The following is a 24,745-nucleotide window of genomic DNA, read 5'->3' on the forward strand; positions in this document are numbered from 1 at the left end:
GTTGGGCCTGTTACTCCTGTTACTCCCATACTTCCCGTTGATCCCGTACTTCCCGTTGGACCTGTGTTCCCCGTCGATCCGGTACTTCCTGTCGCTCCCGTACTTCCCGTTGGACCTGTGTTCCCCGTCGATCCGGTACTTCCCGTTGGACCCGTATCTCCCGTTGATCCTGTATTTCCAGTTGGGCCTGTTACTCCCGTTGCCCCTGTATTTCCTGTCGCTCCCGTACTTCCCGTTACTCCTGTATTTCCGGTTGGGCCTGTTACTCCCGTTGATCCCGTGCTTCCGGTTGCTCCGGTACTCCCCGTCGGCCCTGTCGTCCCTGTCATTCCAGTTGGCACTGGAGGAAAAGTAGGACCAACAAGATCTGGTGATAACTTAAAATTAGAATGTATCGACCTTTTTATTTTTAAATTTTCATCATTTCCTTCCACTACTCCCACCACCTTCAACAGCAAAATACAATTACAAAATATGCTTCACATAAAGTGAAACTTTAATCAGCCCTCGCCAATCGGACTTTTATAGGTAGCCCGATCCCCACCTACCTTCTTTGCTTTCGCTAAATTTTGAGGGGGAATCTTACTGCCCATTAAAGTGGGATAAAAAATCACCTTCTATTTGAATTGTATTTTCCAAAGAAGTTTCCAATACTATTTTTCAAACAATTACTCCGCTTTTCACGCTACATAAGCTCTTCTTACAAATAAAAAACTCCCCTATGATTTTAGGGGAGTCCAGCAACTGAATCCATATTATCTGTATTAGGGACAGCTTGTGCTATACCCGATGCATTTACACTTTGCCCCATATTTGTTCCTGTTACAGTACCAGCAGGAGTACCCCTTGTATATGTTGTCGTCACCGAATCTCCTGGCTGTAAACAAAGCTTCGTCTCCGTTCCTATTACTGTAACAACGTCGATCCAAGTGCACCCCATCGAGCCACTATACGATTTCGTAGCAGTAAATGAAGTATCCCTCAAATTATCACCGGTAAATATATTCCCAGTGTTATTCACAATAACAAACTCTTTTATATGAGCAGGCATAATCACACTCTACCTTTCCTCTATGAACCTAATGTACGTGTACTCGTTGCTAATGGTGGAAGAAATACTGATGTTCTAATGACCGCTTCTGGCTGTCTTTTTCCATTTAAAAAGATAGCCGCACTCGATCCCCCAGCACCTGCATATACTTTTGCTACAGCTAAAGGTGAGATATCATAACAATCGCCGACATTAACAGCACCTGTATTATTTATAATTTTTACTTTCCGCAAGTTAATCCCCATTTACCTATCCCCCTTTTGTACACTGTATGCAAAAGAAAAAAACTTGAAACAGACTCGTTTCAAGTTTTTTAAACTACTTATTTAATTTCTCCTTCATATTGAAGCATACCGCCAACCATGTTCACTGTTTTAAAGCCGTGCTCATTTAAATAATGGCATACATTTTCACTGCGCATTCCCGAGCGACAAATAAAGATATATTCATTCTCTTTATCAAAGAAATCTACTTTATTTGGGATATCCCCCATTTTAATATGTACAGCTTCTGGAATTTTCCCTGTTGCTACTTCTTCATCTTCTCTTACGTCTACTAAAAATAACGTTTCTCCGTTTTCTAAACGCTCTTGTACTTCTTCTGTAGTAATTGTTTTCACTTCTGTCATATTTCGTTCCTCCTTATATACAATAAAAACCTTTAGTTTCTTCCTTGAATAATCATTCCTCATCAATTTTAGCACGCGAAAGAAAGAACGCAAAGAACGGAGAATTTATTTCTCAATTTTCTCGCAAAACTTATTCTTTACAAACATAACTCGTGCATTGTATCCTCAATATACTTGTTTTATGAAGGGAGTCGATTAAAATGACACTTTTTCTTTTCATTATGAGCATTGTGTTCTTACTCGCTGCAATTATTGCACTTAGTATGAAAAATAATAAAAAGATAAAATCACCACAAGAAATGTCATTCTTATTTCTATTACTTAGTATTGCATTCTTCGGTATAGCAATTGCCACATATATTTTCCGCCTACAAATCATGTGAAAAAAGGTGCCTACTACATACATTGCACCTTTTTCACATCATTTATTTTCTACGCAAAACTAGATACTTTCCGATTTAAAAACTCATACACTTTCTTTTCAAATAAATGAATATCAAATACTCCCGCCATATGCCCATTTATACTTTCTATCTCATATACTTCTGCATACTTCCCTTGCTTTTGCAATAGGTCTACCATTTTATAATTATAACGCGACGGCTGAAGCAAATCTTGTTTACACGGAATCATAAGTACATTTGCTTCTACATTAGACAGCGCCTCTTCTAAAGACGAAAATCCATGCGCAATGTCATGTAATAAAACTGCTTTCGCAGTGTACATCCACGAATTTGCATCTACTAACCCTATACTTCTATATGTCAATTTGTTTATCTCTTTCTCAAATGATGTTAATAAAGAAACCTTTTCATACGGTTCTACTTCTATACTATTACGAGGGAAGGTTGTTTCATAAAAATGCTCATCAAACGCGTTCATAAACATCATTCTATTTGCTAACTGAAGCCCCTTCATTGGCTGCTCTTCTCCATATTTCCCGCCCTTCCAACTTGGATCCAGCCGGATAGCCTCAATTGCATTTTGCGCTACATTTACCGACGTAATAATTGGATTTTGCGGGTTCGTAATAACACCAATCATCCGCTCTACCATATGAGGGTAATGAACAGCCCATTGCTGCGCAATCATCCCGCCAGCTGATGGGCCCATTACAGCGTGTAACCTTGGGATTCCCATATCTTTTATTAACTCGTATTGCATACGAGCTACATGAAGAAATGTAAAAACCGGAAAGTCCATCGCATATTCATCTCCAGTTTTCGGATTAATCGATTTCGGTCCCGTTGTAATTACATGAGGGTTCTTCACCTGCACATTACAAAGATTATCAGTGCATATAACAAAGTATTGATTTGTATCAATTGCTTTTCCCGGTCCAATTAAACCATCCCACCAGCCAGACTCCTCATCATGCGCTGTATATTTTCCTGCCGCGTGACTAGTTGCACTAAAATAATGACAAATCAAAATCACATTGGATCTCTCTCTATTTAAAGTACCATACGTCTCATACCCCATTTGAACAGGAATTGTCCTACCATTTTCAAATGTAAACTCCTTTAAAATAAACTTCTCCTTTTTTACAATTTTCACAGACTCGCCCTCTTCTCGTCATAGTATGAACTGCTTACTAAAAGATTTTTTCTATGCAAACCCATCTCCTTCTTCTTTTCATAAATAAATGAATAATATACAAAATTAGCCACAAAATAGCACTATATTACACAATTAAAGAGGGCATACATATGATTTGGAATTGGCTACGTAAGAAAAAAAAATCAAATACAACAGAGAAAAACGAAACAGATAATTCGGAGCAAAAACCTACCAATCAAGAGGACGACAACAAAGAACAGACTAGAAGTACGAAACATAATAAAGGTAACAATAGCGAGCAAAAAAAAGAGGAACACAAGGAATCTTCTCAAGATAATCAGCAAAATCAATCGAATCAAGATCAGCAACAAAGTGCTAAACAAGATGAATCTTCTCAAGAGCAACAGAAGCATTCTAAGCAAGATGACTCCAATCAAGGGCAACAGAAGCACTCTAAGCAAGACGACTCCAATCAAGGGCAACAGAAGCATTCTAAGCAGAACGACTCCGATCAGGATCAACAGCAACACTCTAAGCAAGACGACTCCAATCAAGGGCAACAGAAGCATTCTAAGCAGAACGACTCCGATCAGGGTCAACAGCAACACTCTAAGCAAGACGACTCCAATCAAGGGCAACAGAAGCATTCTAAGCAGAACGACTCCGATCAGGATCAACAACAACAATCTAAGCAAGACGGCTCGAATCAGGATAAGCAACAAAATTCTAAAGGTAATAGTATTTATGATTTTTCGAAACCAGAAAAAGATCGTATTCATTCTTTACAAGATTTAATAGAGAAGCTGAAAAAGTCTAGTGATTTTGTGAATTATCATACATCCGATGACGAAACGATGCCTTATTGGATTTCTTACTATCGTCCTTCGCTTGATGGAGAGAAATTACAAAAATATTTAATGCCCACTCTTTTAGAACGACCTAACGCATCACTAGAAGAGCTGAAGGAACATATTCCGATGAGCGGCATTACAATTACGAACGATTTACAAAAAATTGAGGACATGGTTTTAAAGGGGCATGCGATTGTTCAAGTAAATCAACAAGATCAAAAATGTATGCTCGCAAATATTGCAATTGATAATTATCGTGCACCAACTCCTCCTTTAAACGAATCGACTGTTATTGGTCCGCAAGAAGGTTTTGTAGAGGATATTGATACAAACATAAATTTAGTACGAAAACGTCTTCCTGTTTTAGATTTACAAACAAAAGAGATGATTATCGGTGAGTTTTCCAAAACAAAAGTTGTCATGATGTATTTAGACAACCTTGCTGAAAAAGATAATGTTGATTTTCTAGAGGAGTCTTTACGTGCTCTTGAATATGATCAAATTAATGATAGTGCTTATTTACAAGAATTGATGGGAGAAAAGTCGATTTTCCCTCTCTATATCAATACAGAACGCACTGATAGAGTTACAAAAGCACTAATCGATGGGAAAATCGCTATTTTTGTGGACGGTTCTCCAAGTGTTTTACTAACACCTGTATCTTATTTCGATTTTTTCATTTCACCAGAAGACTACAACGTCTCTTGGCTATACGCTACATTCTCAAGGGTTTTACGTCTTATTGCCGTTTTATTCTCGATATGCGCTACACCGTTATACGTTGCAGTTTTAAATTATCATTATGAACTCATTCCGAGTGATTTACTTGAAACTTTAATTTTATCAAGGGCGCAAGTACCATTCCCGCCTTTAATTGAAGCACTCTTTTTAGAACTCGCAATCGATTTACTGAGAGAAGCTGGGGCAAGGTTACCGATGAAAGTTGGTCAAACGCTCGGTATTGTAGGCGGTATCGTAATCGGGCAAGCATCTGTACAAGCTGGTTTAACGAGTAATATTTTATTAATTATCGTTGCCTTATCAGCACTCGCTTCCTTTATTACACCTATTTATAAAATGGGTAATGCGGTTCGATTACTACGTTTCCCGTTTCTCATATTTGCAGAAATAGGAGGACTTTTCGGGATTTCACTTGGATTTATCTTCTTATTTACGCACCTATTTAGACTTACTTCTTTACGCAAGCCGTACGCTTTGTTCTACCCAACAAGACAACAATCTGTTAAAGATTCTTGGATCCGTTTTCCTTTAACAATGATTGATACACGGGATGTACAAGCAAGGCCACAACATGTAAAAAAAGCAGCGAAAGGAATTTCAACAAAACATAGATCAGACTTTGATGATTAAGAAATGAGGTGCATTCGATGAGTAAAGTTCAAGAAAAATATCAAATATCTCCTGTCTTCGTTTTCTTCTTAATTCACGGTGCACAGTTCGGTGCTGGCGTTCTCGGCTTCGCTCGAATCACCGCAAAGGCCGCTGGATACGACGGATGGATGGGCGTTGTAATCACAGGGCTCTGTATCCATCTTCTTATATGGATGATGTATTTTTTATTAAAAGAAACAAATGGAAATTTAATTGATTTACAAAGGCAAACATTTGGAAAATTGATAGGGAATGTCTTTAATATCATCTTTGCAGCTTATTTTTTAATCGTCAGTATTTCGGTTATTCGAACGTATGTTGAAATTATTCAAGTATGGATGTTTCCTACCGCTTCCACCTTTATGTTAACACTCTTTTTGTGCTTAGTTAGCTATTACATTATCTCTTCTGGATTTCGTGTAATTACCGGTATTTGCGTCATCTCTATTGGTGGTACATTAGGATATTTATTTCTAAGCTTATTCGTTTTGAAATATTCACATTGGGATAATTTACTACCTATATTCACACATTCTTTTTCAGATATTTTAAAATCTGCTCAAACGTCAATCTACAGTATGACTGGTTTTGAGGTTTACCTCATGATTTATCCGTTTGTAAAAAAACCTATGCAGTCTCATAAATTTGCTCAATACGGAGCACTATTTTCAAATCTTCTATATGTATTTAGCACCCTTTTAGCCTTTGCATTTTTTAGTGAAAAACAATTATTAAAAACGATATGGCCCCAACTTTCTATGACTCAAGTCATTCAATTACCGTTTATAGAAAGACTCGAATATATTGCAATTTCAGGCTATGCACTCGTTATTATTTCAAGTTTTATCCTCCCTTTATGGGCGTCAATGAGAGCAACTCACGAAATATTCCGTGTAAAACAAAGAGGTATTTTAATTGCTTTTATCTTTATCACGCTCATTGTTTCACAACTTTTAACAAATAGGCATGATATTAACAATTTTATTAGTAATGCAGCAAAAGTTAGTTTTTGGCTCATTTATGTATACATCCCAATCCTATTTATCATTGTGTGGGTGAAAAGAAAATGGAAAAAATCAAAAGCATAAGCAAATTAATACTTATTTCTTGTATAACATTCTTCAGTCTAACGGGATGTTTACAAAAAAATATTATCGATGATGTACAACTTATTCAGGGAACAGTATTTGATGTTGCAAAAGATAATAAAGTAAAAGTGACATTCGTTTGCCCCATTCAGAAAAAAGGAAATAAAGTTCAAGTTTTTGAAGGCAGCGCAAATGCGGTAAAACAAGTAAGAGCAGACACATCGTTAGAGTCTTCTCAACCTTTTGCTAGCGGACAAATGCGTGTCGCTCTATATACGATAAAACTTGCTAAAACAGGAATGGCTACTTCATTCGACACGTTACTTCGAGATGTAAACATAGGGAATGCTTTATATGTTGGTTTATTAGAGGGGAATGGTACTGAACTTTTAAAAGGTAAATATTCGACTTCATATAACATTGCAATTTATATAAAAAAATTGCTAGAACATAATATGGAGACCGGTCCTTTACCAACGGATAACCTACATGTAGGAGCATTCCGTTATTATCAAGAAGGACAAGACTACTATATTCCCATTTTAAAGAAGCATGGTGATAAAATAAAAATCACCGGAATTGGTCTTTTTAAAAAAGATAAATATATCGGTAAAATCGTGGAAAAAGACATGTTCATTTTTAAAGGACTATTAGAGAAACATAAATTAGATTCACATGAATTTAAAACGGATTCTGCGTACGTAGTGGTTAATAATATTCGTTCTGTTCCAACTTACGATATAAAGATTAAAAATGGGAAGCCTTCTTTTTTCATTCACGTTCATCTTGATGCACGTATTCAAGAACTATCAAAACAAATTAACTTAGAAAATAATAAAAACACAAAAAACATTAAAAAAGATATTCAAAAACAATTAGATAAACAAGCTGCTAAGTTAATTAAGCAGTTAAAATCTTTAAACGTCGATCCCCTCGGGCTAGGGGCAAAATATAAACACCATTATCGTCCATTCAAATTAGAAGAGTGGAGAAAAATGTACAAAGATGTTCCAATTACTATAAAATACACTGTAAATATTACAAATTCTGGTGTAATTGAATGAGAAATGATTGAACTCCTCTTCCCGGCATGATACAACGGAAAGAGGAGTTTTTATTTTAGATAGAGAGAGAAGATGTTTATGGGGGAGCTTATGTCTAAAAAATTAGTAAAGCCTATTTTAAATGGTATTTTATTTCTCGGCGTCTTTTTATTTGCTCATACATACTTAAAAAATGTTTCCTTCACACGTTATTTACTTGTCGTTATACCAATGTTGCTCGTTGGTATGTTTGGCATCGACCTTATTTTATCCATTTTAATAAAAGAAGAAAAATAACGAGCAGGGCCGTCCCAAAAATATTCCGGGATGGCTTTCTTTTATTAATGGATTATGTTTTTTCGTTTAGTCGATATAATATTTCCCTATCTTAACTAAAAGATGCAACTTTTAAACAGTCCCTTTTCATTTCATAATCACCTTATGTTACAATGGGATTCGGCACTAAGCGAGAAAGGATGAAACAACATGACAAACGAAAAAGGTTTAGATAAAGGGTACGAACTTGTTGCAAAAATGCATGAAGTATTCGGACATCCTGTGACAAATACTCCAACAAAATTAACAGAAGAACGTGCAAAAATCCGTGCGAGTTTTATGCAAGAAGAGCTAGAAGAATTTTTAGAAGCAACGACTGTTGAAGATCAATATGATGCACTGATTGATCTTATTTACTTTGCATTCGGCACGTTTGCCGAAATGGGCGTACGTCCTGATAAAGGATTCGAAATTGTAAATAACGCAAACATGGCAAAACTATTCCCTGACGGGAAACCTCGATTCCGCGAAGGTGACGGCAAAATTCTAAAACCAGAGGGCTGGCAAGCACCAGAACCACAACTTCGTGCTGAAATCGAACGTCAACGCCAAGAAGCTGAAAAAAACTGCTAGGATTTCCTAGCAGTTTTTTATTATGTCTTTTTTTCTGGCAATCATTAATGTCCCACGTGTCCAGCGTGCCCTGCTGCTCCACTAATACTAGCCGCTCCTGCCGCTGCTCCCGCTGCTCCTGCTCCAATTCCACCTGTCCAAGGAGAAGATTGTTGTTGATACTGTTGGTATTGTTGGTATTGTTGGTGTTGTTGGTGTTGTTGGCCTTGGTAACCTTGATGACCTTGGTGACCTTGGTGACCTTGGTGACCTTGGTGACCTTGGTGGCCTTGGTGACCTTGGTGACCTTGGTGACCTTGGTGGCCTTGGTGACCTTGATGACCTTGGTGACCTTGGTGGCCGTGGTGTCCATGATGACCTTGGTGACCTTGGTGACCTTGATGGTGATGGTGTCCATGGTGGCCTTGGTGAGTTTGATAAAGAACAGCCTGTGGATGTATATGATGGTGGCCGTGGTGATGTACTTGTTGTTGATGATGTCCATGATGACCTTGGTGGTGATGGTGTCCATGATGACCTTGGTGATGATGGTGTCCATGATGACCTTGGTGGTGATGGTGTCCATGATGACCTTGGTGACCTTGATGGTGGTGTCCGTGATGATCATGAACAACTTGTGGAAAACCACCTATCCCTCCTGCCACAACACCTACTCCTGGTACCGGAAATCCTGTTTGTACGCCTCCAACGAAAGATGGAAATGCAGTTGGTACGCCTACTGGTACTCCTCCCGCTGCTCCGCCTACAAATGTTGGGATTCCTGTTTGTACGCCAGCTACTGATGTTGAAAAACCTCCAGGTGTTCCACCCATCCAGCTCGGAATTCCGCCATATCCTTGTTGTCCGCCTCCCATTAACATCATTTGTTCATAACTATCCGATCCACCTCCGAAAAATCCGTGTGGTGCATTATTGTCCATCCCTTTCATTCCTTTCACCTCTTCTACTCAATTTAGCCTACCTTTTTTATCATATTTCCTATAGAAAAATAGGTGTTTGTCTGTATTGGAATTCCGCTCTTTTATTTGTACGTAGTGAAATAATAAATAGGTGTTTGTCTGTATTGGAATTCCGCTCTTTTATTTGTACGTAGTGAAATAATTGAAAACTTAGACTAAGGTGATCCAGAAATTATTTTCTACACAAAAAAGCTCAGAGTATACATACTCTGAGCTTTTATTTAGAATACATTAGTTTGCAACAACGTTAACAAGTTTTCCAGGAACTACAATTACTTTACGAACTGTTTTCCCTTCAATTTGGTCCTTAATTGCTTCAAGTGCAAGTTGTTCCATTTCTTCTTTTGATGCGTCTTTACTCATTGTTAGTTTTGCGCGAACTTTACCCATAACTTGAACAACGATTTCAACTTCATCTTCTACAAGTTTAGACTCATCAAATGTTGGCCAGCTTGCATATGTGATTGTTTCATTGTATCCAAGTTTGCTCCATAGCTCTTCCCCGATGTGAGGTGCAACTGGTGCAATCATTTTTACGAAACCTTCTACATATTCTTTCGGAAGTGTTTCAGCTTTGTATGCATCGTTGATGAATACCATCATTTGAGAAATCGCTGTGTTGAAGCGAAGCTCTGCATAGTCTTCTGTTACTTTCTTCACTGTTTGGTGGTAAGCTTTTTCAAGCTCTTTATTTGGTGCATCAGTAATTTTCTCACTTAGTTCACCGTTATCTTGAACGAATAGGCGCCATACGCGGTCTAGGAAACGACGAGCTCCGTCAAGACCATTTTCAGACCAAGCGATTGAAGCATCTAATGGTCCCATGAACATTTCGTATAGACGAAGTGTATCTGCACCGTGGCTTGCTACGATATCATCAGGGTTTACAACGTTACCTTTTGATTTACTCATTTTCTCGTTGTTTTCACCTAAAATCATACCTTGGTTGAATAATTGTTGGAACGGCTCTTTCGTTGGAACTACACCGATATCGTATAATACTTTATGCCAGAAACGAGCATATAGTAAGTGAAGTACAGCATGCTCTGCTCCGCCGATATAAATATCAACTGGAAGCCATTGTTTTACTTTTTCAGGATCCACAAGTGCTTCGCTGTTGTTTGGATCGATGTAACGTAGGTAATACCAGCAGCTACCAGCCCATTGTGGCATTGTATTCGTTTCACGACGACCTTTTTTCCCAGTCTCAGGATCAACAACATTTACCCACTCGTCAATGTTAGCAAGTGGTGATTCACCAGTACCTGAAGGACGGATGTTTTCTGTTTTCGGAAGAACTAGTGGTAATTCTTCTTCTTTCACAGCTGTCATTGTGCCATCTTCCCAGTGGATTACTGGAATTGGCTCACCCCAGTAACGTTGACGGCTGAATAACCAGTCACGTAGACGGTACGTTACTTTTTGATTTCCTGCGCTCGTTACTTCAAGCCATTCAATCATTTTTGCGATTGCTTCTTCTTTATTTAATCCATCAAGGAATGCTGAGTTTACGTGTGCACCATCACCTGTGTATGCTTCTTTCGTAATGTCTCCGCCTTTTACAACTTCCTTCATTGGAAGATTGAACGTTGATGCGAATTCATAGTCACGCTCATCATGAGCTGGAACTGCCATTACAGCACCTGTTCCGTAAGTTGCAAGAACGTAATCCGCGATCCAGATTGGTAATTTCTCACCATTTACTGGGTTAACTGCGTAAGCACCAGTGAATACACCAGTTTTCTCTTTCGCAAGTTCTGTACGCTCTAGGTCACTCTTCATTTTTACAGAATTAATGTAAGCTTCTACAGCTTCTTTTTGTTCAGCAGTTGTAATATCAGCAACAAGTGCATGTTCCGGAGCAAGTACACAGTAGCTTGCACCGAATAATGTATCAGGACGCGTTGTGAAAACTGTGAACTTCTCGTCTGTACCATCGATGTTGAAGTGTACTTCTGCACCTTCAGAACGACCGATCCAGTTACGTTGCATATCTTTTAAGCTTTCTGGCCAATCAAGCTCATCTAGATCTTCTAATAGACGATCTCCGTAAGCTGTAATTTTTAACATCCACTGTCTCATCGGACGACGTTCAACTGGATGTCCACCGCGCTCACTCTTACCATCGATGATCTCTTCGTTTGCAAGTACTGTACCAAGTGCTGGGCACCAGTTTACAGGTACTTCATCAACGTAAGCTAAGCCTTTTTCAAATAGTTTTAGGAAGATCCATTGTGTCCACTTGTAGTAGTTTGGATCTGTTGTATTTACTTCACGGTCCCAATCGTAAGAGAAACCTAATGATTTAATTTGGTTACGGAACGTATTAATATTATGCTCTGTAAATTCAGCTGGGCTGTTTCCAGTATCAAGTGCATATTGTTCTGCTGGAAGACCGAATGCATCCCATCCCATTGGATGAAGAACGTTATATCCTTGCATACGCTTCATACGAGATAAAATATCCGTCGCTGTATAACCTTCTGGATGTCCTACGTGTAGACCTGCACCTGATGGATATGGGAACATATCTAGTGCATAAAATTTTGGTTTTTCTGTCTCATCTGGCGTACGGAATGTTTTATTCTCTTCCCAGTACCCTTGCCACTTCTTCTCAATTTCTTGATGATTAAAGCTCATGAGATACCCTCCTTGAAATTCTATTTATTTTCACCGCCCAAAATACAAAAAACCTCTCATCCCTAGAAAGGGACGAGAGGTTATAGATTCCCGCGGTACCACCCTAAATTAATGTACAAATATACATTCGCTTAGATCCGTAACGTGGATTAACGGCAATTGCTACTATTAGTTTCACAACTGCAACTCAAAGGCGAGTTCATAACGAAACGTGGATTGACTTGCACCTACCGTCAACTCTCTAAACCAGCTTCTATTACTACTACTCCTTCTCACTGTTATTACAAATATGAGTTAAGTGAACTACCCTTCGCTTAGTATCTCTAAAGAGCTTACTTAAAGCGGGGCTTCTCGGTTAATCGTTACTTTTAATAACTAACGAATTCGTCTTAAGACAGCCGAGCTATCTCCCTTGTTCTAAAGGTTGTTTTATTTAAATATATTCTAAAACATGTGAACATGTTCCGTCAAACTAAACTGCAATTTTTTCTTCAACTGTTTCTTCTACTTTTACTCGTTTATCATAAATACTCGTTGCGATAAGCGCTACTACAAGCATTACCATGATTGCTATAAACAATACTTCCATATTATATAAATCAACAATTGCTCCGCCAACGACTGGCCCGAACATTTTCCCTACAGTCGCCGCACTATTTACAACACCTTGATAAAACCCTAACTTATCTTTTGGCGCAAGTATATTTGCAATCGTTGGAACTGCTGGCCATACGAATAACTCACCAATTGTTAGTGTTACCATCGCAACAAGGAACATCGTAAATTGCTGCGCTTGACTTAATACAATGAATGACGCCGCAAAAATGATGATTCCGATGATAATTTGTTGTTTTAAAGAACGTTTCATCCAGCGAATTAGCATACTAACTAGCGGCTGTGCACAAACGATCATCGCTCCGTTTATCGTCCATAATAAACTATAGTGACGAAGGCTAATGTTTAATTCTTGCATATGTGTTGCGATCGCCCCTTGCCACTGTACGTATGTAACCCAGCATAAAGCATATGCTACACATACGATAAGAAGTGCTTTGAATCCAGGTGTAAGCGACCAACCTTTTTTCGTTTCGGTTTCTTTTTGCACTCCTGGCTCTTTTTTGTCTTCCATACCACGGAATCCAATAAAAGCAATCAGAAAGAAAACAAAGTATAAAATAAAGTTTGCTAAGAAAATATAGTCAAAACGATACGATGCAACTAATCCACCACATGCTGTTCCGATTGCAATCCCAACATTTTGTCCAACATACATCGCATTAAATGCTCGTCTTCCGCCCTCTGGCCAAACCGTACCAACCATCGCGTACATCGATGGGAAGACCATTCCAGAACCAAAACCGATTAACGCTAGCCACACAACGTATAAAGGCCAACCGTGGAAGAACACAAGACCTAAAATCGATACGAGTGTAATCACAATTCCTACTAAAGTTGATTTATAACCGCCCCATTTATCAAATAAAACACCGCCGAGCAAGTTTCCGATTACACCAGTAAGCGAGTTGATCATTAATACCATTCCGGCCACAGATAAAGATTTTCCTAGGTGATCATGCAAATAAATTGTATTAAAAGGCCATAAAAAAGAAGCACCTGTGACATTAATAATCATCCCAGCTACTAATAGCCATACTTTCCTTGGCATAGTCTCCCCTCCTATTCTATTTTTTCGTTCATCTATAACAGTAAAATTGTAGTCGTTTTTAAATAGGAAGGCAACTGATTAATAGTTGATGAAATTCAGATAATGATTTTGCGGTAAATGCAATTATATTGATTGCTTCTTGGATTATATCGGCGCAACTAAAAATATATCAGCGATTATTAAAATATATCGACTTACCGACAAAAAATGACAACAGTAACAATATATAAAGGGGCTGCATGAATTTCATGCAGCCCCTTTATATATTACCCAACTTCTTTTTCTCGCTTTGCACGTTCTTTCGCACTCCATTTAAATACTTTATCTAGTAGAGAGTATATTCTCCCGGACTCTTTCGTTAGTAACGGTCCTAACGATGCCAATATTAAAACGTACAGTGCAGAGAACGGTTTAATCGCTGCCATTAAGCCACCCGCAATGCCGATATTCGCTACAATAATAGAAAATTCCCCGCGTGATACGAGCGTTAAACCTATATTCGTAGAAGCCTTATGGGATAACCCGGCTTTATGTCCCGCAATCATTCCAGCAGTAAAATTACCGATTAGAGTAATGAAAACTGCTCCTAATGCCAACCACACTGCTCCTCCAAGCGAAAACGGATCTATACTTAAACCGAAGCTGAAAAAGAATATGGCTCCAAAGAAATCACGGAATGGGACGACGAGCTTCTCAATCCGATCACTATGCTCTGTTTCAGAAAAGACGAGTCCTAACAATAACGCTCCAATTGCCTCAGCGACATGAATCGTTTCTGAAAATCCTGCTACGAAGAATAAAATAGCGAATATTACGATAATAAAAATTTCATTTGAGGAAATATCTAATATTTTATTTAAAAACGGCGTAGCTTTTCTAGCGATTACAAAGAATAGTAGCATATACCCTACTGCGATTAACACCGATGTAAGTGCACCTACAAATGATGTTGCCCCACCGAGCACTAATCCTGAAACGACTGATAAATATACCGCTAAAAAGATATCATCAAACATAATGATTCCTAAAATCAGCTCCGTCTCTTTATTACCAGATCTTCTTAAATCAACAATGACTTTTGCAACAATTGCACTTGATGAAATTGTAATGATTCCAGCAATAATTAACGTCTCTAATAAGGGGAATCCCACCACATATCCATAAAGCAAACCTAATAAGAAATTAAGTGATATGTGAACAGTCCCCCCAAAAGCAATCGACTTTCCTGATTTAATTAATTTTTTTATTGAGAATTCTAAGCCTAAATAGAATAGGAGGAATATGACGCCAACACGGCCGAGGAAGGAAATAACTTCTCCGCTTTCAATAAACCTTAAATCGATAAGTCCTAGATCTGGGGCATGAGGCCCCACTAACATACCGAGTATAATGAGAAACGGAATAATCGAAAACTTTAACTTTGCAGCGAGGATAGCTGCAAAAGCTACTAATACTAACGCAGTTCCAACTTCAAAGATTAAAGTATCCATCGATTATGAATCACCTCCTGCTGAAAGCAATTCATTAATAATTCTTTTCACTTCATGTCTCGCGCCCGATAACACGAGCATATCGCCAGCTTCAATAATAGAGTCTGGACCTGGATTAAAGAATTTCTTCATATTCTTTTTTAAAATAGCAATAATCGTTACGTTATATGTTTTTCTGACATGTAAGCTACCAATTGTTTTTTGTACGACTGGTGCGTTATTTTCCACCTTAAACCATTCAATTGATAGTCCTTCAAAAGCCATCTCAATTGTGTCTAAAGCTTGCGGTCTATATACCATTCCGCCTAATATAGCCGCAATTTGTCTCGCTTCAGAATCACGAAGAGAAATGCTTGAAATACTTTCATCATGATCTGCATCAAAATGATACATTTCTCTTCGGCCATCATCATGAATAACAATAACCAGCTTTTCATTACCTTTTGTAATTACTTCAAACTTACATCCAATGCCCGGTAATTCACTCTCTCGAATATTCATATTCCCGCCTCCTAAAGTTTTTAGTTACGGCTTTTACAAATCAACATCAATCTCGGTTTTAAATTCTTCATCTTTTGAGATTCCTAAATACTTGAGCGTCTCTGATGGCGTTGCGTGATGAAAATGCTTTTGCAATAGTGCAATCGCTATCCCTCTTTTGTATGCATGAAATCCAAACGTTTTTCTCATTGAGTTTGTTCCGATTTTACCAACAATCCCAACCGCTTCAGCAGCATTATGAATGACACGATACGCTTGTTGACGTGTAATTGAATTTTTCGTTTTATTAGATTGAAATACGTAGTTTTCTCTTTTCACATCAATAGATTGTACGTACTCTAAAAGTGCTTCTTTTACTTTTGTATTTAAATAAATATCTTGTTTAAACTTTTCATCTTTCACAGGAAGAGAATAAAACTCTTTAACAGTTCCATCTTCATTTAATACCTCTTCAAATTTCATACTAAGTAGCTCAGTAATTTTTAATCCTGTGTTAATTCCAATAACAAATAAAAGATAATCTCGCTGTGAGTGCTCTTTTAAATACTTTTTCATAGCCTCAATTTGGCTTATATCTTTTAATGCCTCTACAACTTCCATACATGTATTCTCCTCATCTTATGAACGGTAATTTTCTCATCATGTTGTCCATTTTACCTTATCACGCTATGAGATTTCCATGTATTATCCATTATTTTTACAATATACTTTTAGGTTTGGAAATTTATAATTGTGCAAATACAGTAGGGGTAGGAATAATAGGAGATACAAGTTCAGCCTCTTTCTACAGATCGGATTCCTCCTTTCCTTATCCAGCTGCTTCTACTTTTATATTATGTTACTTATTTACATTATATTATATATTTCAGTAACATTAAAGTGTTTTTTCTGAAAATAATAAAAACCGAGCAATTTCGCTCGGTTTTTATTAATCTTCTTTCGGAAGAACAATTCCTTTATACAATTGAACTGTAATGAAGTAATAAATCGCATAAATAACTACGAAAATTACGATTGGTACCCAAATACGGAAGTACGGATCGATTAAAATAAATCCGAAAATATTCATACCAACTAATACGTGAGCAATACCTACAATTGCTGGGAATAGGAAGACTAAGAATAACTCTTTATAAATGGATTTCGTTAATAATTCACGGCGCACCCCGATTTTACGAAGCATTTGATAACGCGTAATATCTTTTGATGCACCAGAAAGAATTTTGAACATTAAACAACTTGCCATCATTGCTAAGAAAGCAATTCCAAGGAAGAATCCCATAAACACTGTTCCGCTCGCAACGCCATAGAACATGTCGTAAGCTTGATATTTACTATCTAATCTTTCAGCTTTTACATTTTTATATTTATCTAGCTGCAACTCGTCAAGTTTTTTCCATTCTTTTTTATGTGCTTCAAAATCATCTGTTTTTCCAGTAAATACAATTCCTTCTTTACCATTTACAGTATCGTACATTTTTTGATCTACAATTTTAATTGCATGATCTTCATGCACGTAAAATGGCTGGATTGTTCTGAAAGCCTCGTCCCATTCTTGTGGAAGTTCTTTAGCACTCGCATCTTTTTCATTCATTTCTCTAGAAACTGCACCCACTGGTAGTTCCTCTGAAACTTTTTTCGTTTTTACTAAATCCTTCATCGACTTCATATTTGTCATATCTTTTACTAAAGGACGATTTTTCTCTAAATCTTCTTTTACATAGTAAACGTATTTATCATCGACTTTGTAACGATATTCGCTTTTCTCTTTAAATGTAATACCGTCTAAAATTTTCTTTTCTTCAGCAGTTGGATTATGAACTACTGAATCATATATTACGAAACCATCAACCATTTTTATAACGTTATTTTTAAACGCCATACCACCTGAAATGGCACCGGCCCCAAGAGCAACTAACATTGCTACTGTCGCAAGCACCTTTGTTAAGCTATTAATACGGAAGTTTAATTGTGCAAATGTAAAAGCGTTAAGTCCTTTTTCACTACGTTTTTTATTACTTTTTAACTTTTTAATAATGACTGGAAGAAGTGATCCAAATAGCATGTAAGTACCAGCTGTTGTTGTAATTAATGCAATAAGGATTCCCATTTCTCTTAGTTTTTCCATGTAAATCATTGATGCATAACCAATTCCTAATAAAATAACCGCTAGGAATGCAACTAAACCTGTCATTTTTCCTTTTACTGCAACACGCTCTGTTTGTGCATCTGCATGTACAAGTTGCAGTACAGAAATACGTGATAACTTAATACTATTCATAATTGCTGATAGTACAAATAATGCAAAGAAGAAAATACAAGTAACAGTCATAGATGGCAGGTAAAATGCTTTATAGCCTTCACCAGCAAATTCTAATTGTTTCATTAATAACTGCCCGATACCTTCTGCAAGTCCTACACCAACTGTAATACCAATCGCAAGAGATGCAGCACCTAATACTATCGTTTCAATAAACATAAGTAATGTAACTTTATGCTTTTTTGCTCCTAACATCATATACATACCAAACTCTTTTTGACGAAGAGATAATAAGAAAGAGTTCGCATATAAAATATAGAAGAAGGTTATGATTGCTAGTAAAAATGAACCTGCTTGGAATACGAATCCAATTGATTGAATAACTGAGTTAGATTCGATAAATGCTTTATTCAGCGCTAACGTTTGAAACATATAAAAAATTGAGATAGACATGACAAGACCGACAAGTAAGACTATATAATCTTTCAGCTTACTTTTTAGTCCTGACATGGAAAGTTTGAATAACATGTACTAGAACCTCCTTTCTTACGCTTTTTGTGTACCTAAATCTGCAAGTACATCTAAAATTTCTTTATAGAACTCTTCACGCGTACCACCGCGGTGAATTTCTTTATATAGCTCACCATCTTGAATGAATAAAATACGTTGACAGTAACTTGCACTGTATGGATCATGTGTGACCATCATAATAGATACGCCTTGATCTTTATTTAAGTTTGTCATCGCATCAAGTAAACTCGTTGCATTTTTAGAATCAAGCGCTCCTGTTGGCTCGTCCCCTAAAATAATTGCCGGTTCATGTACTAATGCACGTGCCGCTGCTGAACGTTGCTTTTGTCCACCAGATACTTCAGATGGATACTTTTGAAGAATTTCTGTAATTCCTAACATATCCGCTACTTTTTCTACTTTTGGTCCAATATTTCGTGACGAGACACCTTGAAGAGAAAGTGGAAGTGCAATGTTTTCATAAATAGATAAGTTCTCTAGTAAGTTAAAGTCTTGGAAGATGAATCCTAACTTTTGTGAACGGAAATCTGAAAGCTCACCTTGCTTCATTTTTGTAATATCCGTTCCCGCAATTTCAACAACGCCGCCCGTTGCTTTATCTAGCGTTGAAATTACATTTAATAATGTCGTTTTACCAGAACCAGATGGTCCCATAATCCCAACAAACTCACCCTCTTGAATTGAGAATGATACACCTTTTAATGCGTGTGATTGGTTCTCACCTTTTTTACCGTACACTTTTTGAACGTTTTTCACGTCTACAACTGGTTTCGTCATATATATCCTCCTACGCTTGTTTTTCCATTACCTATTTTGCGCCTTTTGGAGATGAACTGCTATTTGTTAACATTACAATTACCTTACACTTTTGTAAGATAAAAAAGGTGTACTTGTAAGCTTGGCTATTAATACTAGTGAAATAGTGAATCGGTAACTGAAATTATATCGGCGATTTTTCAAATATATCGACGATTCTCCTACTTTTATCAGCGATTTTTTTAATATATCGGCGATTCTCCCACTTTTATCAGCGATTTTTTTAATATATCGGCGATTCTCCCACTTTTATCAGCGATTTTTTTAATATATCGACTTATCGACAAAAGCTGACAATAAAAATAAGCTGTTCCACAAAAGGAACAGCCCACTTCTCTCTTTATCCCACTTTAATGGGCAGTAAGAACCCCCCACTGATTAAAGTTTCACTTTATTTCTTTAAAGGCGTTACCGTCCAATACGTAATAACACGCCAAATCCATTCTAATGGACCCATTTTAAAGATTTTCATCCAAATCACACTAAACACAATTTGAATTGCATAAATTGCAATACACACATATAACGTCTGCATGTAAGTTAAATTTCCTGCAAAGTTACATACACTGCCTGCAATTAAAATCATTGCAGTTTGTCCGATATAATTTGTTAATGCCATACGGCCATAATATTTCAGTGGTGCTAACAATGTTTGAACTGGTTTTAATTGAAGTAGTAAAATTAATGCTCCAACATAGAAAGCTGAAATAATTGGGCCAACTGTAACACCAATTTTTAAAAATTGGCTTGCAGCATCCATTGTTCCGTCCTCATTCATTAGTATCATATTTACAAATGGATCAGCAGGCACGTGCCCGTATTGATACCATACAGCTACGACACTTAAAACAAACATAATACCTGTAAAAATAGCGACTTTCTTTATATTTTGCGCAAGATTTTCAAATGCACGATATTGCCCTGCAGCAAGCCCTAATAAAATTAAGCCAAGTGGCAATAGTTCCTTAGCACCCATTACGCTAAAGGCAATTGTTAAAATAAGACCAATAACTAAGTTCACTTGTTTTTTCACTTTATAAAATGGTAAAGCGATCAACCCGCAAATTGCATATAACGTTAATGCTTCTCCAGATTGAAACATTTGATGAATCAAACCGAAAATAAATAGTGCAACTAAGCGGCGTAAAAATAAAACATATCCATTTTTCCCCTTTGCAATTGCTCTAGAGATAAAGATATAGAATCCCACTCCAAATAAGAATGAGAAGATTGAGAAGAAACGACCTTCTACAAATAAGTATAGAAACCTTTGATAGCTAGCATCCACTGTATTAGGATCTGGAATTTTAATGTTAAGTAGTGCAAGAATATTTACTAAAATAATCCCCAGTAATGCGAAGCCACGAATGTAATCTAACTCATCAATTCGTTTGTTTGTCATATTGTTCCCCATAAAGCAACTCCTTGTATAAAATTTAACCCTTCCTTACTCTACTGGAGAAAACGGCTCGCAACTATCGACAAACCTTACAGAAATCTTACATTCTTGTCATATAACAAAATAAAACCAGGTCATATTGCGACCTGGTCTACTCTGATTGTTTCGATCTTTGAGGTTGTCCTTTTTTACTGTTACGCTGTTTCACTTGAACAACTGGATCAAGCTCATTCGAAAACTCAGCGTTATGTCCATTTTGCGTTTTTTGCTCTGGGTTATTTTGATCTGAACGTTTCGCCATTACATTCACTCCTTATTAGTGCGGTGTAATAATCATTTGATGTTGCAATTGGCGAATTGCCATACGTGCTCTATTTAATTGCTCACGTTGCTCATCATTCGCATGTTGTTGCATCGTTTGTAAATCGTTATATGCTTGTTCTAATTGTAACTGCGCATCCGAATACTCCATCGTATTGTAATGCTCTTGTCTCATGCCTTGGTCTAATTGTTCTTTCGCATATTCCACCGCTTGTTCTGCTTGTGTAATATACGATTCAAGTGATTGACGCTCTGCCATAATTGTCCCTCCTTGCTTCAATTCCCCTTTAGTGTGTCCCTTCCATATGAACCTTATGAGTATGTTATAATGGATTTTGTTTCATTTTGACTCGGCTTAGGAGGGAAAGTAATGAAGGTTCAAAACCCTTTTCCATATACGAACGACAATAAACGTTATCATACATGGAATTACCATTTACGAAATGAATTTGGTGAAAAAATCTTTAAAGTTTCATTAGATGCTGGCTTCGATTGCCCGAACCGTGACGGTACAGTTGCTTATGGCGGTTGTACATTTTGCAGTGCTGCTGGATCTGGTGACTTCGCTGGCGATCGCCGCGATGATGTTATAACGCAATATCATGAAATGAAAGAAAAAATGCGCTCAAAGTGGAAAGATGGAAAATGCATTGCGTATTTCCAAGCGTATACAAATACACACGCACCACTTGAAGTATTAAAAGAGAAATTCGAACCGCTTCTAGCTGAAAAAGACGTTGTCGGTCTTTCTATCGCAACTCGTCCAGATTGTTTACCGGACGATGTCGTTGCATATTTAGCGGACTTAAATAAACGCACATATCTTTGGGTTGAACTCGGACTACAAACTGTTCATGAACGAACTGCAAACCTTATTAACCGCGCTCACGATTATCCTTCTTACGTTGAAGGCGTAAATAAATTACGTAAGCATGGTATTCGAGTTTGCTCTCATATTATTAACGGCCTTCCACTTGAAGATTACGACATGATGATGGAAACAGCTCGTGAAGTAGCGAAGCTTGACGTACAAGGAATTAAAATCCACTTACTTCACTTATTAAAAGGAACGCCAATGGTAAAGCAATATGAAAAAGGACAACTCGAGTTCCTTTCTCTTGAGGATTACGTAAGTCTCGTTGTTGATCAACTTGAAATCATTCCAGAGGACGTAATTGTGCACCGCATCACAGGTGACGGTCCACCTGATTTAATGATTGGTCCAATGTGGAGCTTAAATAAATGGGAAGTATTAAATTCCATCGATGCAGAATTTGTACGCCGCGGAAGCTGGCAAGGAAAATATGCAAATGAGGAGAAACAAAAATGAAATTAGAACGTGTATTACCGTTTGCTCGCACTCTCTTGCAAACGGCAGTAAAAGAAGGCGATTACGCTGTAGATGCAACTTTAGGAAACGGGCATGACACATGCTTTCTAGCTGAAATCGTTGGCGATAACGGAAAAGTATTTGGATTTGATATTCAAAAAGAGGCAATTGAAAGCTCAACAACTCGTCTAAAAGAAAAAGAACTTTTCGAACGTACTGTTTTAGTTCACGATAGTCACGATACACTTCTATCCGTATTACCAGAAGATGCAAAAGGTAAAGTAACAGGCGCAATTTTCAACTTAGGTTACCTTCCAGGCGGAGACAAGCATATCGTTACAAAACCGAACTCAACAATCTCAGCAATCGAACAATTATTAGAAGTAATGGCACCTGAAGGTATCATCGTCCTTGTTATTTACCACGGACATCCAGAAGGACAAGTAGAACGGGACGCTGTTCTCAAATTTGCCGAAGAATTAGACCAAAAACAAGCACACGTACTGCGCTACGGCTTCATTAACCAACAAAATAACCCGCCATTTATTGTGGCGATTGAGAAGCGATAAATATATCGACGATTTTTCAATTATATCTATCGTAACTTAGAATATATCAACGATTTTTTCGATATATCGACGATTCGACACACTATATCGACTTATCGACAAAACATAACAAAAAAAGACGTGCACTCACTGCACGTCTTTTTGTTATTCTCCTATATAATGGATATATACACTATTTAAAGAAAGAAGGATAGAACTTTGCTAGTAGAACTAAAGGGAATTCAAAAGAAGTATGGCAAATCACTTATACTAGACAACATTGATTTATCCATTCCAGAAGGAGAAGCACTCGCCATTATTGGCGGGAACGGGACTGGAAAAGTACTCTACTCAAAATAATTGCAGGCTTTATTTCACATACGGCGGGGACAATTCAAAGGAAAGAACATATACAAATCGGCTATGTACCTGAACATTTTCCTGAAGGGATTCGTTTTACATTAGAGGGTTATCTATTTCATCTCGGCCGCATTCACGGTTTATCAACAAAATATGTAAAAGATAAAATTCCGCTGCTTCTTGAAAGGTTTCATTTACTTCATGCAAGACATTCCGTTATACGAAACTTTTCAAAAGGTATGAAACAAAAAACCGGTATTATGCAAGCATTACTTACGGACGTCCATTTATTAATTTTAGACGAACCGCTTTCTGGACTCGATCCGAACTCTCAGCAAGAATTGGAACATATTTTACTCTCATTAAAACAACAAGGTATATCCGTATTATTTACATGTCACGAAAAACAACTATTAGAAAACTTCGCCGATAGAATTGTGACGTTAGCAAATCATACAATCACAGAAAATATCTCTGCACAAAAAGGAGCAGAACAAGTCTATATTGAAGCAATTGTTCACGAAACATTTTCAGCGATAGAACTACAAAAACAATCCGGTTTTATACACGTTGCACACAATTCAAATCAAAACCTTATTCAATTACAAATTGAAAAAGAATATACAAACGAAATGCTTCAGTTTTTATTGCATAAAAAAGCATCTATCACACTGCTACAACCTAACTTTTAAATCGAAAGAAGGTTTATTATGTTTGCTCTTATTCGTTATCACTTTCTCGACTATACAAAATCGTATAAGTACGTCCCTCCTATTGCGATGTACTTCATGAGCTTACTTTTTGTATATGCATATAAACCGACTCCTATTGTACCGACATATTTAGAAACAGCACTTGCGCTTTATTTATTATCTGCCTGGATTACAATCACAATTTTTCATACGGAAGACCCTATACAAGAGCAAATTACGATTTCTCACACAAATAATATTTCCGCACTATACGTTGGTAAATACATTACGGCTCTTCTCATTTGTACTGTGTTATCTTTTATATCCGTAATCTACCCAATTATTTTGCAAATGTTTAATGAAAAAATAACAGTTTCTTTATTTCTAGTCGGATTTCTCGCTCACATGTCTTTCTCTATACTAGGAATTTCAATCGCAACATTATTTACTAGAAATATAATTCAAAAAGCAGGCACTGCTTGGCTTAGCCTTACATTTATATTGCTTATAACGATTGCTTCTATCCAATTTAAAAAAGATTTACTATGGTTTTTACCACCTGTCGAAAGCTTTCTAATGCTTGGAAAATACAACTATAATATACTGACTCACACGCTATGGCTCACAGCTTGGGCTATCGTATATTCATTTTTATTATTTACCTTATTTCTTTTTATCGTTCGCAAAAAACGTTTTTAATTACATATTGA

The 24,745-nt window shown here is 37.2% G+C and carries 24 protein-coding genes, 2 pseudogenes and 1 other annotated feature; of the genes and pseudogenes, 10 read left to right on the forward strand and 16 right to left on the reverse strand.

The window, feature by feature from the left end:
- The 4 genes and pseudogenes from ACTFNE_RS24085 to ACTFNE_RS24100 form a co-directional block, all read right to left on the reverse strand.
- Positions 1-434 (reverse strand): annotated as a pseudogene (locus ACTFNE_RS24085) (BclA C-terminal domain-containing protein); the annotation flags it as partial.
- A 293-nt stretch (positions 435-727) separates the two neighbouring features.
- Positions 728-1,051 (reverse strand): hypothetical protein, encoded by a 324-nt coding sequence (locus ACTFNE_RS24090; protein WP_046198217.1) that lies wholly within the window; start codon positions 1,049-1,051, stop codon positions 728-730.
- 20 nt (positions 1,052-1,071) lie between these two features.
- Complete coding sequence (locus ACTFNE_RS24095) at positions 1,072-1,296, reverse strand: spore germination protein (RefSeq protein WP_000512463.1); 225 nt, start codon at positions 1,294-1,296, stop codon at positions 1,072-1,074.
- A gap of 77 nt (positions 1,297-1,373) precedes the next feature.
- Entirely contained in the window at positions 1,374-1,679 is a 306-nt protein-coding gene (locus tag ACTFNE_RS24100; protein ID WP_046198218.1) for a rhodanese-like domain-containing protein, read from the reverse strand.
- 200 nt (positions 1,680-1,879) lie between these two features.
- Here ACTFNE_RS24100 and ACTFNE_RS24105 point away from each other — a divergent pair, with 200 nt between their 5' ends.
- Positions 1,880-2,062, forward strand: a complete 183-nt coding sequence (locus tag ACTFNE_RS24105; protein ID WP_000171893.1) for a hypothetical protein — start codon at positions 1,880-1,882, stop codon at positions 2,060-2,062.
- Positions 2,063-2,111: 49 nt separating this feature from the next.
- On the opposite strand, the gene ACTFNE_RS24110 is transcribed toward ACTFNE_RS24105, so the two are convergent.
- Positions 2,112-3,236, reverse strand: coding sequence for an alpha/beta fold hydrolase (locus ACTFNE_RS24110; protein WP_046198219.1), 1,125 nt, complete (start codon positions 3,234-3,236; stop codon positions 2,112-2,114).
- A 152-nt stretch (positions 3,237-3,388) separates the two neighbouring features.
- On the opposite strand from ACTFNE_RS24110, the gene ACTFNE_RS24115 reads away from it, so the two are divergent.
- The 5 genes from ACTFNE_RS24115 (at position 3,389) to ACTFNE_RS24135 (ending at position 8,522) form a co-directional block, all read left to right on the forward strand.
- Positions 3,389-5,461, forward strand: a complete 2,073-nt coding sequence (locus tag ACTFNE_RS24115) for a spore germination protein (protein ID WP_439998411.1) — start codon at positions 3,389-3,391, stop codon at positions 5,459-5,461.
- Between the two features lie 17 nt (positions 5,462-5,478).
- A complete protein-coding gene (locus tag ACTFNE_RS24120; protein ID WP_046198220.1) occupies positions 5,479-6,570 on the forward strand; it encodes a spore germination protein in 1,092 nt (363 codons plus the stop codon).
- Positions 6,549-7,634, forward strand: a complete 1,086-nt coding sequence (locus tag ACTFNE_RS24125) for a Ger(x)C family spore germination protein (RefSeq protein ID WP_046198221.1) — start codon at positions 6,549-6,551, stop codon at positions 7,632-7,634. The genes ACTFNE_RS24120 and ACTFNE_RS24125 overlap by 22 nt, the downstream gene beginning before the upstream one ends.
- A 90-nt stretch (positions 7,635-7,724) precedes the next feature.
- Positions 7,725-7,910, forward strand: a complete 186-nt coding sequence (locus ACTFNE_RS24130; RefSeq protein WP_000038782.1) for a hypothetical protein — start codon at positions 7,725-7,727, stop codon at positions 7,908-7,910.
- A 189-nt stretch (positions 7,911-8,099) separates the two neighbouring features.
- The gene (locus ACTFNE_RS24135; protein WP_000180554.1) at positions 8,100-8,522 is read left to right on the forward strand and encodes a hypothetical protein; all 423 of its coding nucleotides are present in this window, start codon (positions 8,100-8,102) and stop codon (positions 8,520-8,522) included.
- 44 nt (positions 8,523-8,566) lie between these two features.
- Here ACTFNE_RS24135 and ACTFNE_RS24140 read toward each other — a convergent pair whose 3' ends face one another.
- The 11 genes from ACTFNE_RS24140 to ACTFNE_RS24190 form a co-directional block, all read right to left on the reverse strand.
- Complete coding sequence (locus ACTFNE_RS24140) at positions 8,567-9,451, reverse strand: hypothetical protein (protein WP_270705702.1); 885 nt, start codon at positions 9,449-9,451, stop codon at positions 8,567-8,569.
- A gap of 261 nt (positions 9,452-9,712) precedes the next feature.
- Positions 9,713-12,121, reverse strand: a complete 2,409-nt coding sequence (gene leuS / locus ACTFNE_RS24145; RefSeq protein WP_087995861.1) for a leucine--tRNA ligase — start codon at positions 12,119-12,121, stop codon at positions 9,713-9,715.
- Between the two features lie 65 nt (positions 12,122-12,186).
- Positions 12,187-12,406, reverse strand: a binding site (T-box leader).
- A gap of 187 nt (positions 12,407-12,593) precedes the next feature.
- Positions 12,594-13,787, reverse strand: a complete 1,194-nt coding sequence (locus ACTFNE_RS24150; RefSeq protein WP_262729694.1) for an MDR family MFS transporter — start codon at positions 13,785-13,787, stop codon at positions 12,594-12,596.
- 266 nt (positions 13,788-14,053) lie between these two features.
- Positions 14,054-15,277, reverse strand: a complete 1,224-nt coding sequence (locus ACTFNE_RS24155) for a cation:proton antiporter (RefSeq protein WP_270705699.1) — start codon at positions 15,275-15,277, stop codon at positions 14,054-14,056.
- 3 nt (positions 15,278-15,280) lie between these two features.
- Positions 15,281-15,778: a cation:proton antiporter regulatory subunit gene (locus tag ACTFNE_RS24160; RefSeq protein ID WP_001026041.1), complete on the reverse strand. Its 498-nt coding sequence runs from the start codon at positions 15,776-15,778 to the stop codon at positions 15,281-15,283.
- A 33-nt stretch (positions 15,779-15,811) separates the two neighbouring features.
- Positions 15,812-16,378: a tyrosine-type recombinase/integrase gene (locus tag ACTFNE_RS24165; protein WP_000454218.1), complete on the reverse strand. Its 567-nt coding sequence runs from the start codon at positions 16,376-16,378 to the stop codon at positions 15,812-15,814.
- Between the two features lie 328 nt (positions 16,379-16,706).
- Entirely contained in the window at positions 16,707-18,566 is a 1,860-nt protein-coding gene (locus ACTFNE_RS24170; RefSeq protein ID WP_046198225.1) for an FtsX-like permease family protein, read from the reverse strand.
- An 18-nt stretch (positions 18,567-18,584) separates the two neighbouring features.
- Positions 18,585-19,346, reverse strand: coding sequence for an ABC transporter ATP-binding protein (locus tag ACTFNE_RS24175; protein WP_046198226.1), 762 nt, complete (start codon positions 19,344-19,346; stop codon positions 18,585-18,587).
- A gap of 430 nt (positions 19,347-19,776) precedes the next feature.
- Positions 19,777-20,799, reverse strand: coding sequence for a DUF418 domain-containing protein (locus tag ACTFNE_RS24180; protein ID WP_270705697.1), 1,023 nt, complete (start codon positions 20,797-20,799; stop codon positions 19,777-19,779).
- 136 nt (positions 20,800-20,935) lie between these two features.
- Positions 20,936-21,085 (reverse strand): hypothetical protein, encoded by a 150-nt coding sequence (locus tag ACTFNE_RS24185; protein WP_001129345.1) that lies wholly within the window; start codon positions 21,083-21,085, stop codon positions 20,936-20,938.
- A 15-nt stretch (positions 21,086-21,100) separates the two neighbouring features.
- Entirely contained in the window at positions 21,101-21,364 is a 264-nt protein-coding gene (locus tag ACTFNE_RS24190) for a YtzC family protein (protein WP_000840869.1), read from the reverse strand.
- A gap of 111 nt (positions 21,365-21,475) precedes the next feature.
- Here ACTFNE_RS24190 and ACTFNE_RS24195 point away from each other — a divergent pair, with 111 nt between their 5' ends.
- From ACTFNE_RS24195 to ACTFNE_RS24210, 4 genes and pseudogenes are all read left to right on the forward strand, one after another.
- Positions 21,476-22,435, forward strand: coding sequence for a TIGR01212 family radical SAM protein (locus tag ACTFNE_RS24195; protein ID WP_000868018.1), 960 nt, complete (start codon positions 21,476-21,478; stop codon positions 22,433-22,435).
- Positions 22,432-23,004, forward strand: coding sequence for a class I SAM-dependent methyltransferase (locus tag ACTFNE_RS24200; RefSeq protein ID WP_000764489.1), 573 nt, complete (start codon positions 22,432-22,434; stop codon positions 23,002-23,004). Before ACTFNE_RS24195 ends, ACTFNE_RS24200 begins: the two co-directional genes overlap by 4 nt.
- Positions 23,005-23,202: 198 nt before the next feature.
- Positions 23,203-24,035 (forward strand): annotated as a pseudogene (locus ACTFNE_RS24205) (ABC transporter ATP-binding protein).
- An 18-nt stretch (positions 24,036-24,053) separates the two neighbouring features.
- A complete protein-coding gene (locus tag ACTFNE_RS24210; RefSeq protein WP_270705696.1) occupies positions 24,054-24,734 on the forward strand; it encodes an ABC transporter permease in 681 nt (226 codons plus the stop codon).
- Positions 24,735-24,745: the final 11 nt, after the last annotated feature.

This window comes from Bacillus cereus group sp. MYBKT111-2, from assembly GCF_051915205.1.
GTDB classification, from domain to species: domain Bacteria; phylum Bacillota; class Bacilli; order Bacillales; family Bacillaceae_G; genus Bacillus_A; species Bacillus_A paranthracis.

Excerpts from the sequence above, each read along its gene's own strand:
- ACTFNE_RS24180 (WP_270705697.1), bottom strand. The coding sequence starts at position 20,799 with ATGGGGAACAATATGACAAACAAACGAATTGATGAGTTAGATTACATT.
- ACTFNE_RS24175 (WP_046198226.1), bottom strand. The coding sequence starts at position 19,346 with ATGACGAAACCAGTTGTAGACGTGAAAAACGTTCAAAAAGTGTACGGT.
- ACTFNE_RS24150 (WP_262729694.1), bottom strand. The coding sequence starts at position 13,787 with ATGCCAAGGAAAGTATGGCTATTAGTAGCTGGGATGATTATTAATGTC.
- ACTFNE_RS24140 (WP_270705702.1), bottom strand. The coding sequence starts at position 9,451 with ATGAAAGGGATGGACAATAATGCACCACACGGATTTTTCGGAGGTGGA.
- ACTFNE_RS24130 (WP_000038782.1), top strand. The coding sequence starts at position 7,725 with ATGTCTAAAAAATTAGTAAAGCCTATTTTAAATGGTATTTTATTTCTC.
- ACTFNE_RS24135 (WP_000180554.1), top strand. The coding sequence starts at position 8,100 with ATGACAAACGAAAAAGGTTTAGATAAAGGGTACGAACTTGTTGCAAAA.
- ACTFNE_RS24200 (WP_000764489.1), top strand. The coding sequence starts at position 22,432 with ATGAAATTAGAACGTGTATTACCGTTTGCTCGCACTCTCTTGCAAACG.
- leuS (WP_087995861.1), bottom strand. The coding sequence starts at position 12,121 with ATGAGCTTTAATCATCAAGAAATTGAGAAGAAGTGGCAAGGGTACTGG.
- ACTFNE_RS24095 (WP_000512463.1), bottom strand. The coding sequence starts at position 1,296 with ATGGGGATTAACTTGCGGAAAGTAAAAATTATAAATAATACAGGTGCT.
- ACTFNE_RS24170 (WP_046198225.1), bottom strand. The coding sequence starts at position 18,566 with ATGTTATTCAAACTTTCCATGTCAGGACTAAAAAGTAAGCTGAAAGAT.
- ACTFNE_RS24125 (WP_046198221.1), top strand. The coding sequence starts at position 6,549 with ATGGAAAAAATCAAAAGCATAAGCAAATTAATACTTATTTCTTGTATA.
- ACTFNE_RS24185 (WP_001129345.1), bottom strand. The coding sequence starts at position 21,085 with ATGGCGAAACGTTCAGATCAAAATAACCCAGAGCAAAAAACGCAAAAT.
- ACTFNE_RS24115 (WP_439998411.1), top strand. The coding sequence starts at position 3,389 with ATGATTTGGAATTGGCTACGTAAGAAAAAAAAATCAAATACAACAGAG.
- ACTFNE_RS24210 (WP_270705696.1), top strand. The coding sequence starts at position 24,054 with ATGTTTGCTCTTATTCGTTATCACTTTCTCGACTATACAAAATCGTAT.
- ACTFNE_RS24105 (WP_000171893.1), top strand. The coding sequence starts at position 1,880 with ATGACACTTTTTCTTTTCATTATGAGCATTGTGTTCTTACTCGCTGCA.
- ACTFNE_RS24155 (WP_270705699.1), bottom strand. The coding sequence starts at position 15,277 with ATGGATACTTTAATCTTTGAAGTTGGAACTGCGTTAGTATTAGTAGCT.
- ACTFNE_RS24100 (WP_046198218.1), bottom strand. The coding sequence starts at position 1,679 with ATGACAGAAGTGAAAACAATTACTACAGAAGAAGTACAAGAGCGTTTA.
- ACTFNE_RS24190 (WP_000840869.1), bottom strand. The coding sequence starts at position 21,364 with ATGGCAGAGCGTCAATCACTTGAATCGTATATTACACAAGCAGAACAA.
- ACTFNE_RS24195 (WP_000868018.1), top strand. The coding sequence starts at position 21,476 with ATGAAGGTTCAAAACCCTTTTCCATATACGAACGACAATAAACGTTAT.
- ACTFNE_RS24120 (WP_046198220.1), top strand. The coding sequence starts at position 5,479 with ATGAGTAAAGTTCAAGAAAAATATCAAATATCTCCTGTCTTCGTTTTC.
- ACTFNE_RS24090 (WP_046198217.1), bottom strand. The coding sequence starts at position 1,051 with ATGCCTGCTCATATAAAAGAGTTTGTTATTGTGAATAACACTGGGAAT.
- ACTFNE_RS24165 (WP_000454218.1), bottom strand. The coding sequence starts at position 16,378 with ATGGAAGTTGTAGAGGCATTAAAAGATATAAGCCAAATTGAGGCTATG.
- ACTFNE_RS24160 (WP_001026041.1), bottom strand. The coding sequence starts at position 15,778 with ATGAATATTCGAGAGAGTGAATTACCGGGCATTGGATGTAAGTTTGAA.